This is a genomic window from Thermophilibacter mediterraneus (genome assembly GCF_900119385.1).
Lineage (GTDB): Bacteria > Actinomycetota > Coriobacteriia > Coriobacteriales > Atopobiaceae > Thermophilibacter > Thermophilibacter mediterraneus.
Genome location: NZ_FPKO01000009.1, coordinates 518,117 through 531,881 on the forward strand (window position 1 = coordinate 518,117; position 13,765 = coordinate 531,881).

A 13,765-nucleotide genomic window follows, 5' to 3' on the forward strand; every position below is an offset into this window, starting at 1 on the left:
GACGCGCTGCCCTACCATGCCAGCGCGTGGACCTCATAGCTCTCATAGTCGGGAACGGCGTGACAGCTCACCTCGAAGGTGGTTGTCGACCCGGGCTCGGGGCGCGAGGCAAAGCCGACGTCGCCAAAGACGATGTTGCCGTCCTCGTCGCGCAGCAGCACCGAGAGCGCCACGTCGCTGCCGATGTCCGATCCGTCATCGCGCTCGCAGGTCACCTCTCCCACGAAGTTGGTCCCGCCCAGGCCATCCGAGACGGGTCGAGCTCCCGAGACGGCGAACGTCGCACTGCGCTCGGCCTCCGACCCCACCTGATAGTCCTCGACGCCGTTGGCGGAAAACTCGACCGTGGCGGGAGGCTGGCCGGGGTTGCCCGCAAGATCGCCCCACCAGATTGTCTCGCCGGCGCCAATGGATGAGAGGACCTGCTCCTGCGAGAAGAGCACGGCGCCCGACTCGTCGCGACCCGTGACGGTGTAGGCCGGGTACTCCACGACCGCGTCGCCGGTGTTGCGCAGCGCGATCCCGTAGTGGACGAACCCCTGGTCGTCCGCCGACCATCCGGACTCCACGACCTCGAGCGAGACGCTCGCCTCGGCGACGGATTCGGGGCTCGTCGAGGCGGGGGCGCCGGACCACGATCCCCGATCGTCGGACTCGGGCGCACCGTCCTTCTCGCCCCGTGACGTCACCTGCCCGCCCGCCGCGTCATCGGTGGCCGCCGGAGCGCCCAGGAGGCCCGCGTCGACGAGCAGCAGCGCGATCGCGGCGAGCAGCGACACGACCGCCGTCGCCGCGAGCGCCATCATGGGCCAGCGCCGACGCGGCGCGGCGTCGACCGTCGGTGAAGCCGTTGCGCGAGGCGCGTCGGAAGCGACGCGTCCCTTCGAAACGGGCTCGCCCCGCAGCGCTGCGGCGAGCTCGGCGGCGCTCTGGTAGCGCGCGCTCGGCTCCATGGCCGTGGCCCGTTGGACGATGACGCGGACCTCAGGGGCCACGACCTCGTCGTCGGTGAGGAGGCGTTCGTACTCGGCCGCCTCGGGCACGTCCGGGAGGGCCCCGGTGAGCAGGTAGCCGAGCACGCGACCGATGGAGTACACGTCGGAGCGCGCATCGGTCTGGGCGAAGCCATGCTGCTCGGGCGAGGCGAAGCCTGGCGTGCCGAGCTGCGTGGTGTCGTGCGTCGCCCCGGCCGTGGTGAGGCGGGCGATGCCGAGGTCGATAAGGTGCGCGCCGTCCGCGGCGACCACCACGTTGCGCGGCGAGATGTCCCGGTGGATGATGCCGCGGGCATGAAGCGCGGCGGCCGCGTCGCAGAGCTGGGCCACGAGCTCGCACGCGCGCCCCTCACCAAGGCGCCCCCGGGTCGCGACGAGCTCCTCGAGGTTCTCGCCCGGCACGTAGTCACAGACCACGACGAACTCGTCCGGCATCTCGTAGGTTGCCACGACGCGCGGGAGGCGAGGGCAGTCGCACTCGCCGAGCAGGGCCCACACCCCGCGGCGCGCGAGCTTGGAGGGTATGCGCTTGCGGACGAACGGCCCCGAGCCGTCCAAGGTGACCAGCTCGGTCGTCCCTCCCGCGCCCGACGCGAGAACGCGCTCGACGCGATATGCGTCATCTATGCCCATGGCATGCATGACCTGCTGGTCGTCCAACCCCTCTACCTCGCTCTTCTCGTGCCTCTTACCATAGTAGAGGTTATATTCAGCTGTGTACTGATTCCTCAGTTAGCAGCTGAATGGAAGGGCGCCTACTTCAGCGGGCCGGTGCCGAGTAGCGTCTTCTCGCCCAGGCGGTAGAGCTCGTCGTCGGCCTGCTCGCGCGTGAGCCCGTGCTCCACGCACCAGATGAGAACGGCGTCGCGACGGTCCTTGGGCCACAGCTCGGCCACGCCGTCCAACCGCAGGAGCCTCTGGGTCTGACGCAGGTCACAGCCCAGCCCGAGGGCCATCATGAGGGCGTTGTCCCGTCCGAGGCGACTCTTGCCGGCAAAGACGTCATAGACGAACGTGCTGTTGAGGCCGGAGGCGCGCACCACGTCCGCGCGCTTGAGGCCCTTCTCGCCGAGAAGGTCGCGCAGGTAGTCGGGCAGCTCGCGGTCGATGGTGAGCCCCTCGTCGAGATAGGCCTCGGGAGTTGCCGCGGCGAGGAGCCGCTCGAGCAGCTCCTCCGTCAGACGTTCCTCAGCCATCACCCTCCCCTCGGTATCGTGGCGCGCCTCGCCCTCTCCGAGAAGGCGAGGCGGCTCCCTAGAACTTGTCGACGTGGCCGGTGGCGCGAGCGCTGCGCTCGCGCAGGTCGGCGATGGCAGCGGGAATCTCGTCCGTGTCATAGGGCGTCATCTGGTAGACCCAGTTGAGCCAGTTGCGGTAGAGCAGGTTGGCGTGCGCGCGCCAGGTGAAGAGGGGCTGCTTCTCGGGGTCGTCGTCGGGGAAGTAGTTCTCCGGGACGCGAATGGGCAGACCCTTGTGGAAGTCTCGCCAGAACTCGTCGGCAAGGGTGTCGCGGCCGTACTCGAAGTGACCGGTCACGTAGACCTCGTGGAAGTCGCGCGTGGCGAGCAGCGAGGGGCCGCTCGTGAAGCCCTCGGAGAGCACGCAGATCTCGGGGTGGTTGGCGAGCTCCGCGGTGTCGATGGCGGCGTGGCGGGAGTGCGGCATGTAGTGGACCTCGTCGAAGCCGTTGGTGAGGAAGCTGTACTCGTCGCACAGGCGCTGCTTGAACACGCCAAAGAGCTTCGAGCCGAGCTGGCGCTTGGGGATGCCGTAGAGGTGCCAGAGCCCTCCGAGCGCCGCCCAGCACAGGTACATCGTCGAGAACACGTGCTCCTGGCTCCAGTCCACGATCTCGCAGAACTCGTCCCAGTAGTCCACCTCGTCGTACTCGAGGTGCTCGACCGGCGCGCCGGTGATGATGAGGCCGTCGTAGTTCTTGTCGCGGAAGGCGTCGAAGGTGTCGTAGAACTTGACCAGGTGGTCCTGGGAGACGTGGGTCGACTCGTGCGTGGAGACGCGCATGAAGTCGCAGCTCACCTGCAGGGGCGACTTGGAGATGAGGCGCAAGATCTGGGTCTCGGTCTCGATCTTGGTGGGCATGAGGTTGAGAATCGCCAGCTTGAGCGGGCGAATCTCCTGGTGGCTGGCGACCTCCTCCTCCAGGGCGAAGATGCGCTCCTGCTGAAGGATCTTCTTGGCGGGCAGGCCGTCAGGGATGTTGATGGGCATGCGGTCTCCGTTTCCGTGGCGTAACTCGTCAAGTATACGGCGGGCGGGCAGGCTCGAGCCACAGAACCGTCACCCATGCTCTATACTTGGCGACATGACTACTTCATTTGCCGAGCTCGGGCTTAACGAGCAGATTCTTGCCGGGGTTGACGCCCTCGGCTTCACCGCGCCGACCCCCGTCCAGGCACAGGCCATACCGGTCGTGCTCGAGGGGCGCGACATCGTCGCCTCCGCGCAGACGGGCACGGGCAAGACCGCGGCGTTCGCGCTGCCGACCCTGCAGCTCGTCTCCGGCGCCAAGGGCAAGGGCCCCCACGCGCTCGTGGTGACGCCCACGCGCGAGCTCGCCGCGCAGATCGAGAGCGTGGTGAGCGTCGTGTGCGAGAAGACCGGCCAGCGCGCGGTCATCGTCATGGGCGGCGCCAAGTTCGACCGTCAGATCAAGGAGCTCGAGCGCGGCTGCGACCTGCTCGTCGCCACCCCGGGACGCCTCATCGACCTCATGGAGCACAAGCACGTGAGCCTCTCCCAGGTGCGCGTGCTCGTCCTCGACGAGGCCGATCGCATGCTCGACATGGGCTTCTGGCCGAGCGTGCGTCGCATCATGCACGCGCTTCCCAAGAGCCACCAGACGCTGCTGTTCTCGGCCACCATTCCCCAGTCCATCAAGTCGACCATCGACGCCCTGCTCAGCGACCCCGTGACCGTGGAGATCTCTCGCGTCGGAGAGACGGCGGACACCGTCGAGGAGCATCTCTGCCCCGTGACCCAGGGCCAGAAGACCGAGCTTCTGCGCGCCCTGCTGGACACCGGCGGCGCCGCGGGCGAGAGGCCCGAGCGCGTCCTCGTGTTCTGCCGCACCAAGCACCGCGTGGACGACGTCTCCAAGACCCTCAAGGCAGGCGGCGTGAAGGTCGACGTCATGCACGCTGACCGGCCGCAGGCCGCCCGTGCGCGCGCCCTCGAGAGGTTTCGCGACGGAAAGGTGCAGGTCCTCGTGGCAACCGACGTGATGAGCCGCGGCATCGACGTCTCGGGCATCGACGCCGTGGTCAACTTCGACGTCCCCATGGACCCGGAGGACTACGTTCACCGCATCGGCCGCACGGGCCGTGCCGGGGCGACGGGCCACGCCTACACCTTCGTGGCGCCCGACGAGATCAGCCCGCTGCGCGAGATCGAGTACTTCACCAAGAAGCTCGTGCCGGTGTGGGACCTCCCCGACTTCACCTACGACGCCGGCCGCATCGTCCCGCAGGCGGACCGCCCGACCAAGCGCTCCACGCGAACGATGTTCGCCGGCTCGCGCAGCCGTGGGCGCGGCTTCGGCGGCGGGCGCTACGGTCGCCACTACTAGCGTGACGTTTTATGACAATTTACCCTGTCACAATTGTCACGCTCCCAGGAGGAGAGTCATGAAGCAAGCACGCCCGTACCCGCGCGCCATCGTCACCCGCAAGGCCGCCCGGTCGCTCGCGTCGGGCCACCCCTGGGTCTTCGAGGGCGAGGTGCTTCGCCTGGAGCCCGCACAGACCGACGGGCGTGACGCGCGGAACGGCGACGTGGTTGACATCTTCGAGGAGAACGGCACCTGGCAGGGAGCCGGCCTCCTCTCCGAGCAGAGCAAGATTCGCGTGCGCATGGTCACGCGCAACGCCAACGACCGCGTTGACGACGCGTTCTGGCGGCGGCGCGCTCAGTGGGCCTGGCAGCATCGGCGCGCGACGATGGGCACCCGCGCGCTCCCGGGCTGCCCGCCCGACACCAACGCCTGCCGCGTGGTCTTCTCCGAGGCCGACGGCTTCCCCGGCCTCGTTGTCGACCGCTACGAGAACGTGCTGGTCACGCAGGTGGGAACCGTGGGCATGGACCGGCTGCGCCCGGTCGTCTACCGCGCGGTCCTGGACGCCCTGTCCGCGGACGGCGAGAAGATCGACGCGATCTTCGAGCGCAACGACTCCCCCGCCCGCGCCAAGGAGGGGCTGCCGCTCGTCAAGGGCTGGTGGGACGGGCTGCCCACCCCGGACTCCCCGCGCGTGCTCGTGCGCGAGAACGGACTCTCCTTCGATCTTGACATCGAGAACAGCCAGAAGACGGGCTTCTTCCTCGACCAGAAGTACAATCGCCGCGCCGTGCGCGAGCTCTCCGCCGGGCGACGCGTGCTCGACTGCTTCTGCCACGTGGGACCCTTCGGGCTCAACGCGGCCGCGGGAGGCGCCGAGCTCGTGCGCTGCGTGGACGTGAGCCATACCGCGATCGAGCTCGCCCACGAGAACGCACGGATCAACGGACTCGACGAGCGCATGGGCTTCACCTGCGCAAACGTGCTCGACTACCTTCCCGAGCTGCGCTCGGACCGCAGCCGCCTGCGCGAGGAGGGCGGTCCCTTCGACCTCATCGTGCTCGACCCGCCGGCATTCACCAAGAGCCGCGGCACCGTCTCGCACGCGGCGCGGGGCTACCGCGAGATCAACTACGAGGCCCTGCGCCTGCTGCCTCGCGGCGGCTACCTCGCCACGTGCAGCTGCTCCCACTTCATGACGCGCGACCTCCTCGCCAAGGCGGTCGCCGAGGCGGCACACCAGGCGGGCGTCCAGCTCAAGCAGGTCGAGGAGCGCCAGCAGGCCCCCGACCACCCCATCCTCTGGGGCTTTCCCGAAAGTCACTACCTCGACTTCTTCGTCTTCCAGGTGGTGTAGCGGCCCCGCGGGACCCGTTTTTTCGCCGGACATGAGCTAAGAACGATGTATCGACCCAAATCGTCCTTAGCTTTTTGGTGAGGACGCTAAGGCCACCTAGTCGTTCTTAGCAGCATTGCTAGAATTCTAAGGACAGTTTGGGGCAACAAATCGTCCTTAGGAGATCCCGTGCTCGACAACTTCCACCCCGGGCGGCAGGGGCGGCTGCGCGAGAACCTGTCTGGAAACCTTGCCTATCGCTCCTTCCTCCCAGCGCCTCTCCAGAGCTGCCTCCCCATCAACCTCGACATACGCACGCAGCGCTCAATCTCCGACTGTCGCGCGCTTCTGGGTGAGATGCAGGGCATGGCGCGGTTTATCCCCAACGTAGGGATGTACCTCACCATGTATGTGCGCAAGGAGGCGCTCCTCTCCTCACAGATTGAGGGTACCCAGTGCACCTTTGACGATGTTCTCGACCCCTCTCTTGGCAAGAAGGCCAGCCGTGACCTGGGTGACGTAGTGAATTACGTAAGGGCCACGGAGCATGCCGTCACCCTCATGGGAACCATGCCCCTCTGCACGCGCCTGCTCCGCAGCGTTCACGCGGTGCTCCTTGATGGGGTGCGCGGGGCAGAAAAGAATCCGGGCGAGCTCCGAAGCTCGCAAAACTGGGTAGGTCCCGCGGGCTGTACGCTCCGAGAGGCGGCCTTCGTTCCCCCCAACGTGGAGGACATGCACCAGACCCTCTCTGACCTCGAAGTATTTCTCAACAACGAGAAGGACCTGGAGCCCGTGGTGAAGGCTGCCCTGGCGCACTATCAGTTTGAGACCGCGCACCCATTCCTTGACGGAAACGGTCGCATGGGGCGCCTTCTCATCACGCTCTCCCTCATGAACGACGGCGTTCTTGATATGCCCATTCTCTATCCCTCCTACGAGCTTAAGCGTCAGAGAATCAGCTACTACGAGTGGCTCATGCGCGTCCGAGAGACCGGCGACTACGAAGGCTGGGTCGCGTTCTTCTGCGACTGTCTGCTCAACAGTGCCCTCGACGCACGAAACTCCATGCGCCGCCTTGCCGACCTGCACTCTTCTTCGGAGAGGGCCCTGATTGCCGCGTCGGGCCGAGGTTCCGCGAATGCCCTCAGGTTGCTTGACCTTCTTGAGGGCAACCCCATTGTCGATGTGGGCTTCGTGGCAAAGAGGCTCTCCCTCAGCACGTCGGGAGCCAACTCCCTCATCGCCACGTTCGAGCGAGCGGGGCTTCTGACCAAACGCGACGCCTCACGAAAGCGCTATCGCGTGTTTACCTACGAGCCCTATCTCACCATCCTACGCGCCGGAGACGAACCGCTTTAGACCCGAGGTGCGCGGACGGCGAAGCGGCCCGCGTCGGTTGCTCCCGACTCAGCGCCCCAACCATGGGCGCTCCCACGCTCCCTGAAGCCCGCCTAAGTGCTAAATTAGCTGCTTGATTGTCTGGCACGACCTCAGGAGTTGTTATGTTCGAGCTCTTTGGAATGTTCGTCCTTGCGCTTGCGCCGATCATCTGGCTGGTCATCGCCCTGTGTGGCCTGCACATGGAGGCCTATCTCGCCAGCCTCGGCGCCCTCGTCGTCGCCGCGGTCTGCGCGGCGCTCGGCTGGGGGATGACCCCCGTCAACATGGCGACCGCCGCCCTCGAGGGCTTTGCCATGGCGATCTGGCCCATCGTGATCGTCATCATCGCCGCCGTGTTCACCTACAACCTCACGGTCCACACCGGCGCCATGGAGACGATCAAGCGCATGCTCTGCTCCGTCTCCGCCGACCGCCGCGTCCTGACGCTGCTCATCGGCTGGTGCTTCGGGGGCTTCCTCGAGGGCATGGCGGGCTTCGGCACCGCCGTCGCCATCCCGGCGAGCATGCTCATGGCCCTCGGCATCTCCCCGGTGACCTCGATTCTTGCCTGCCTCATCGCCAACGGCGTGCCCACCATGTTCGGCTCCATCGGCATCCCCACCACCACGCTCGCCTCCATCACGGGCATCGACGTGGTGCAGCTCGCCACGGTCCAGGCCATCCAGGTCTTCCCGTTCGTCGTGGCCTGCCCCATCCTCATGGTCGCCCTCGTTGGCCACGGGGGCAAGGCGCTCAAGGGAATGCTGCCCATCTCGCTGGTCTCCGGCGTCTCGTTCGCCGCCTGCCTCGTGCTCGCCGGCCACTTCATCGGCGGCGAGCTGCCCGACGTCGTCGCGGCGGTGGTCTCGCTCGTGCTCACGTTCGCCTATGCCCTTCGCATGCACAAGAGCGGCGTCGAGGTTCCCGAGCAGTACCGCCTCGAGGCCGCGGCCGACGACGCCCCGGAGGAGAGCGTCGCCGAGAAGCTGCGCGCCTGGGCGCCGTTCGCGCTGATCTTCGTGGTCCTTCTCGCAACGAGCAAGCTCGTCCCCTTCATCAACGGCCCGCTCTCGGCGATCAAGAGCACCGTCAACATCTATGCGGGCGACCCCACGGCGACCCTTACCTTCTCGTGGGTGAACACCCCGGGCGTGCTGATCTTCATCTGCGGCATCGTCGGCGGCATCATCCAGCGCTGCCCCGCACGCGAGATGGCCTCGGTGCTCGGCGCCACCTGCAAGCAGATGAGCAAGACCATCGTCACCATGCTCGGCGTGCTCGCCTGCGCGAAGATCATGGGCTACTCCGGCATGATCGCGAGCATCTCCGCCTTCTTCGTGGGCACGCTCGGCGGCCTGTACCCCCTCGTGGCACCGCTTCTCGGCGCGCTCGGCACGTTCGTGACCGGCTCCGGCACCTCCAGCGAGGTCCTGTTTGGCAACGTCCAGCTCCACGCCGCGCAGTCGATCGGCGTCAACGAGACCTGGCTCGTCGCCTCCAACTCCCTCGGCGTCTCCGCCGGCAAGATGCTCAGCCCGCAGAACATCGCCATCGGCTGCGCCGCGTGCGGCCTGGTCGGCAAGGACGGCGAGATCCTCGGGAAGATCGCAAAGTACGCCTTCGCCTTCGCCGTCGTCATGGCGATCATCGTCTACGTCGGCTCGCTCGTGCTGGCGTAGCGGAACGCTCGATAGCACCGCGCTCGCGACGCGGCCGGCCGCCCTCCCCGGCGACCGGCCGCGTTCTCATGTGCGGCGCGGGTCAGCGGAGCCACGGGCGAGAAGGGCGGGCGGGACGGGCTACCTCCTCCGGCGGGCGCGGAAGAACTCCCTGAGCGCAGAGGCCGCCTCGTCGGCAAGCACGCCGGGGGTCACCGCGAACTCGTGGTTGAGCCGCGGGTCGTGGCTCACGTCGTAGAGCGTGCCGAGGGCCCCGCCCTTCGGGTCGGGGGCGCCGAAGACGCAGCGGTCGATGCGCGCGTTCACCATGAGCCCGGCGCACATGAGGCAGGGCTCGAGCGTAACGTAGACCGTGCACCCCGTGAGCCGCCAGCGACCGAGCGCGCGCGACGCCGCCACCATGGCCGAGAATTCCGCGTGCGCGGAGGGGTCGGCGTCCGCCTCGCGGCGGTTGTGGGCCCGCGCCACGACCCTCCCGTCGCAGACCACCACGGCACCGATGGGCACCTCGCCCTCACGGGCGGCAAGCTCCGCCTCCTCGAGGGCCATGCGCATGAACAGCTCGTCGGTCTCCGCGTCGCGGCCCGCCTCGTCCGTGTGGGCCTCGTGCCCCTTGCCGCCCCTGGACTCCCCCACCGCTCCTCCTCGGCTTCGTCTGTCTCCCATATGGGGTAGGATACTAGTGCCTGCACGCGGAGGAGTGGCAGAGCGGTTGATTGCAGCGGTCTTGAAAACCGTCGAGCGGGTAACCCCCGTTCCGAGGGTTCGAATCCCTCCTCCTCCGCCATTGCCGCACTCGCGCGCGGAAAGGGAGCGACCCCTTTCCGCGCTCTACTAAGGAGGAGCCATGCCCGCCTGGGTCGTCCCCGCCGTCGCCGTTGCCGTCGTCATCGTTCTCGTGGTGGTCTGGATCCGGATCTACAACGGCATCATCACGGCGGACAACCGCTGCGACAACGCATGGCAGACCATCGACGCCCAGCTCCAGCGCAGAAGCGACCTCATTCCCAACCTCGTCGAGACCGTTCGCGGCTACGCGACGCACGAGTCGTCCACGCTCTCTGCCGTGACGGCGGCTCGTGCCGCCGTCGACGCGGCGGGCAGCCCCGAGGCGAAGATGGAGGCGTCCAACGTCCTCACCGACACGCTGCGCAGCCTCTTTGCCGTGGCCGAGAACTATCCCGACCTCAAGGCGAGCGCCAACTTCCAGCAGCTCCAGACCGAGCTCTCCGACACGGAGAACCGCATCAGCTACGCGCGCATGAGCTTCAACGACATGGTCCTCGAGTACAACAACGCCATCGAGACCTTCCCGGGCAGCCTCGTCGCCGGACGCCGCTTCCGCCCGCGTGCCGGCTTCGAGGCGGCCTCTCCCGAGGCGCGCACGGCTCCCGAGGTGCGCTTCTAGAATCGCCGCGCGGCCCACGGTTTTCTCCTCGCATCGGTACCACACGCCGTCCCGGCAGAGGCCTTCTGCCAGGGCGGCGTTCTGTTGCCCCGTCGAGTGCGCGCTGATTCCCGCGCACTCGTCCCGATTTATGTCCGAACGGACATGAAACCCGTCGAGTGCGCGCCGCGCCCCGGGACTGAGCGCGCACTCGACGGGGTTTGGCGCGCTCGGCGGGACCTCCGCGCACGCAGTGGGGCGTCGCGCGCCCGGCGGGCCTCGCCCGCGCGAGGACGAGGGCCATGCCCGCTCGGCGCCTCGGCCGGCTCATCGCCTCGCCCTGCGCTCAGCCCTCCGCTCGGCCACCCGATGAGCCCACGCGCAGAGCGTCGTGAGCGCCACGGCGTCCGCCAGGGCGAGCGCCGTCCCCACGTAGTTGAAGCCGGGCGTCTTGACCGGGCGGTCGATCGTCGGCTCACCCATCTCGCGCGCAGCCTCGTTGTAGGCGAGGTTCGCCGCGCGGGCGTCCACGATCATGAAGAGCACGTCCTTGGTCGCGCGACGCAGGTCGACGGAGCGCGCGGAGAGGATCTCCCCCTCCGCCCCGTCGTCCGACGCGCCTCCGACGGCGCCGTACGCATACGCCCCGTTGCGGAACACGCCGTCCATGTAGAGGTCGCCTCCCGCGGCGAGGGACTGGTCGGCGCTCATGTATTGCTGGTGGTCGGCATAGTCCGTGATCACGGCGCCCTCGAACCCCCACTCGCCGCGCAGCACCTCCGTGAGCAGGGCGCGGCTTCCCCCGGCCCAGACTGCCCCCACGCGGTTGTACGAGGTCATGATTCCCGAGGCCCCGCTCTTGACGGCGAGCTCGAACGGACGAAGGTAGATCTCGCGGAGGGACTGCTCGGTGAGCCAGGTGTAGAGGGAGTCGCGGTAGGAGTCCTGGTTGTTGACCGCGAAGTGCTTCAGGAGGGTGTAGGTCCCCGCCTCGCGCGCGCCCGCCGTGACCTCGGAGGCCATGACCCCGCAGACAAGCGGGTCCTCGGCATAGTACTCGTAGTTGCGACCGCCGACGGGCGTCCGGTGCACGTTCGCGCAGGGTGCGTAGAGGCCGTCGACGCCCAGCGTCGCCGCCTCGAGACCGAGCTGGCGCCCCACCTCGCGCGCGAGGCGCGCGTTCCAGGTCTGGGCGAGCACGCACGGACTCGGGTAGCCGACGCCGTAGGTCAGCTGGTTGAAGGAGCCCACCTGCGCCGGTCCGTCGACCTCCTTGGTGAGCGGCTTGCCGATTGCGTCGATGGAGCCGGTCGCGAGGTACCCGTGCAGGGTGAGTCGCTCCATGTCGCGCAGGGAGATGCGGTCGAGCACGATCTCCCAGAAGGGGCTCCCGTAGTCCCCGCCCAGCTCCGCGCCGAGCTCCGTGAGCTCCCCGCCCGAGAAGAGCTGCCACGAGGGACTCCACGCAGTCGACGAGGGCTGCACGGCGGCCGCCTCGTCACGGGAGAGCGCGTCGGCGAGCGCCTGCCCCTCGTCGTAGAGGTTGAGCGCGGCGACGGCCGACGTCATCGCACGAAAGGTGGGTCGACCCGAGGGAAACGTCCCGGCGAAGTCTGCGCGGGTGAGGTAGGTGAGGTCGCCCCCCGCGTCGGACCCGTCACTGGAGACGCCGTCGGTCGCGTCGGGCGAGGTGAAGCGGTTCTTTACGACGGACCCCGTGTCGAGGTCCTTCTCGCACGTCACGTCCTGTGGGAGATAGAGCGTCGTCGTGGCCGCGGCGCAGGAAGCGGGCTCGTGGGCGTTTCGCCTGAGCTCGACCACGTACTCGCCGCGCTCGAGCTCGTAGCCCGAGAAGCCGTTCGCATTGACGTCCCGGTAGTCATAGGACGCCACGTCATCGAGGCAGAAGGAGAGGCGGACCTCCTGGCTCTCCCCCGGCTGCAGGAGCCGCGTCTTCTCAAACGCCACGAGAACGCCCGAGGCCTTCTCGATGCCGCCCTCGCGATACGGCGGGGCGCAGTAGAGCTGCACGACGTCTCGTCCGGCAACCGTGCCCGTGTTGGTCACCCGCACCGTGACGGCGAAGGTCGTCTCGCGAGCGACCCACGTGCCCTGCGAGGGCGAGCGCCCCACGACCTCCCACGAGAAGTCCGTGTAGCTGAGCCCGTAGCCGAAGGGGTACTGGACCACGGCGTCGTAGCCCGTGCCGTGCTCGTTGGTCACGTCGTCCCAGAACCCCTCCGCGTCGGCCGTCTCGTACCAGCGGTAGCCGACGTAGATCCCCTCGGCGTAGTCCACGTAGCGCACGGCGTCATAGGGCTCGGTCACGCCAACGTTCACGTTGAGCGTGCCGTCGGCAGGGTAGAGCCCGTTGGCGAGCGCATAGGTCCCCTCGCCTCGCTCGCCCGAGTTCGCCCAGCTCGCCGCGGTCGAGAAGTCGTAGGCATACGTATCGGTGGTGCGTCCCGAGGGGTTGGTGTCACCCCAGAGCGCCGAGACGACCGCACGGGCGCCCACCTCCCCCGTCGGCCCGACGATGAGCGCCGCGTCGACGCCGTCCGTGGTCTCGAGCTCGCCGAGCTCCATCGTGTTGGTGGAGTTGACCAGCACGACCACGTGCTCGTAGGTGGCGCCAACGTAGGCGAGCAGCTCCTCCTCCTCGCGCGAGAGCTCGAGGTAGCCCCTCGTGGCGTCCACGACCACCTCGCCGCCCCGCTCGCGCGCCTTGTGCTGCTCGGGCGGGCAGTCTATGGACTCCCCCGAGACACGGCCGATGACCACGATCGCCGTGTCCGAGAAGTCCCGGGCGCGGGCGAGAAGGTCGGCGGGGTAGCAGGTCTCGTCCGTGACGGACGGCTCGTAGAGTCGGCAGAACTCGGTGTCATGGCTGTTGAGGGCACCCGCCCATCGATAGGCGCGCTCGCCGCAGAAGCCGCGGTACATCTCGGCGAGCTCGGTGTTGTAGGCGACGCCGCGCTCGTCGAGCGCCTCGTAGAGACCCATGACGGAGCCCGTGACCTGCCCCGAACCGGACCCGCTGCCCACCCACTGCGTCGAGGCCCAGCCGAACACGTTGACCCGGTCGGTCGAGGGGGGCAGCGGCAGGGTCCGCCCCTCGTTGCGCACGAGGACGATCCCCTCCGCCTCGACGCGCTCGGCGAGGGCACGGCCGGCCGCCATGGTCGCCTCGCGCTCCTCCGTCGAGACGTTCACGACGTCCGTTCCCAGGTACGACTTGACCGTGTCGCCGAGGAGCGCCATCGCCGCGGTGCCAACGGCGAGCGCCGCGCACACGGCCACGGCGAGCGCTCCCGCGACGACGTGCGCCACCCGGCGCCTGAGCCTGCGACCGTCCACGCGTGCCTCCCCTCTCCTCCTCTCATCATAGGGCGCGGCGGGGCGCGGGGACAGGGC

10 protein-coding genes and 1 tRNA gene are annotated in these 13,765 nt (G+C 68.2%); 6 read left to right on the top strand and 5 right to left on the bottom strand.

Annotation, left to right across the window (positions count from 1 at the left end; all coding sequences use genetic code 11):
• Positions 1-11: 11 nt before the first annotated feature.
• The 3 genes from BQ7106_RS07210 to BQ7106_RS07220 form a co-directional block, all read right to left on the bottom strand.
• On the bottom strand, positions 12-1,655 hold the full coding sequence (locus BQ7106_RS07210) for a serine/threonine protein kinase (protein ID WP_072373585.1): 1,644 nt from the start codon (positions 1,653-1,655) through the stop codon (positions 12-14).
• A gap of 95 nt (positions 1,656-1,750) precedes the next feature.
• Positions 1,751-2,191 (bottom strand): helix-turn-helix transcriptional regulator, encoded by a 441-nt coding sequence (locus BQ7106_RS07215; protein WP_072373588.1) that lies wholly within the window; start codon positions 2,189-2,191, stop codon positions 1,751-1,753.
• A gap of 58 nt (positions 2,192-2,249) precedes the next feature.
• The gene (locus tag BQ7106_RS07220; RefSeq protein WP_072373591.1) at positions 2,250-3,224 is read right to left on the bottom strand and encodes a homoserine O-succinyltransferase; all 975 of its coding nucleotides are present in this window, start codon (positions 3,222-3,224) and stop codon (positions 2,250-2,252) included.
• A gap of 94 nt (positions 3,225-3,318) precedes the next feature.
• On the opposite strand from BQ7106_RS07220, the gene BQ7106_RS07225 reads away from it, so the two are divergent.
• The 4 genes from BQ7106_RS07225 (at position 3,319) to BQ7106_RS07240 (ending at position 8,964) form a co-directional block, all read left to right on the top strand.
• Positions 3,319-4,581, top strand: a complete 1,263-nt coding sequence (locus BQ7106_RS07225; protein ID WP_072373594.1) for a DEAD/DEAH box helicase — start codon at positions 3,319-3,321, stop codon at positions 4,579-4,581.
• Positions 4,582-4,639: 58 nt separating this feature from the next.
• Positions 4,640-5,923 (top strand): class I SAM-dependent rRNA methyltransferase, encoded by a 1,284-nt coding sequence (locus BQ7106_RS07230; protein ID WP_072373597.1) that lies wholly within the window; start codon positions 4,640-4,642, stop codon positions 5,921-5,923.
• Between the two features lie 168 nt (positions 5,924-6,091).
• Complete coding sequence (locus tag BQ7106_RS07235; RefSeq protein WP_072373600.1) at positions 6,092-7,264, top strand: Fic family protein; 1,173 nt, start codon at positions 6,092-6,094, stop codon at positions 7,262-7,264.
• A 143-nt stretch (positions 7,265-7,407) separates the two neighbouring features.
• Positions 7,408-8,964 (top strand): L-lactate permease, encoded by a 1,557-nt coding sequence (locus tag BQ7106_RS07240; protein ID WP_072373603.1) that lies wholly within the window; start codon positions 7,408-7,410, stop codon positions 8,962-8,964.
• Positions 8,965-9,084: 120 nt separating this feature from the next.
• Here the strand turns inward: BQ7106_RS07240 and tadA are convergent, their stop codons facing one another.
• A complete protein-coding gene (gene tadA / locus BQ7106_RS07245; protein WP_072373606.1) occupies positions 9,085-9,600 on the bottom strand; it encodes a tRNA adenosine(34) deaminase TadA in 516 nt (171 codons plus the stop codon).
• A 58-nt stretch (positions 9,601-9,658) separates the two neighbouring features.
• On the opposite strand from tadA, the gene BQ7106_RS07250 reads away from it, so the two are divergent.
• Positions 9,659-9,751: transfer RNA gene (locus BQ7106_RS07250), tRNA-Ser, on the top strand.
• Positions 9,752-9,811: 60 nt separating this feature from the next.
• Complete coding sequence (locus BQ7106_RS07255) at positions 9,812-10,372, top strand: LemA family protein (protein WP_072373609.1); 561 nt, start codon at positions 9,812-9,814, stop codon at positions 10,370-10,372.
• Positions 10,373-10,678: 306 nt separating this feature from the next.
• Here the strand turns inward: BQ7106_RS07255 and BQ7106_RS07260 are convergent, their stop codons facing one another.
• Positions 10,679-13,708, bottom strand: coding sequence for a beta-glucosidase (locus BQ7106_RS07260; protein ID WP_072373612.1), 3,030 nt, complete (start codon positions 13,706-13,708; stop codon positions 10,679-10,681).
• Positions 13,709-13,765 lie beyond the last annotated feature (57 nt).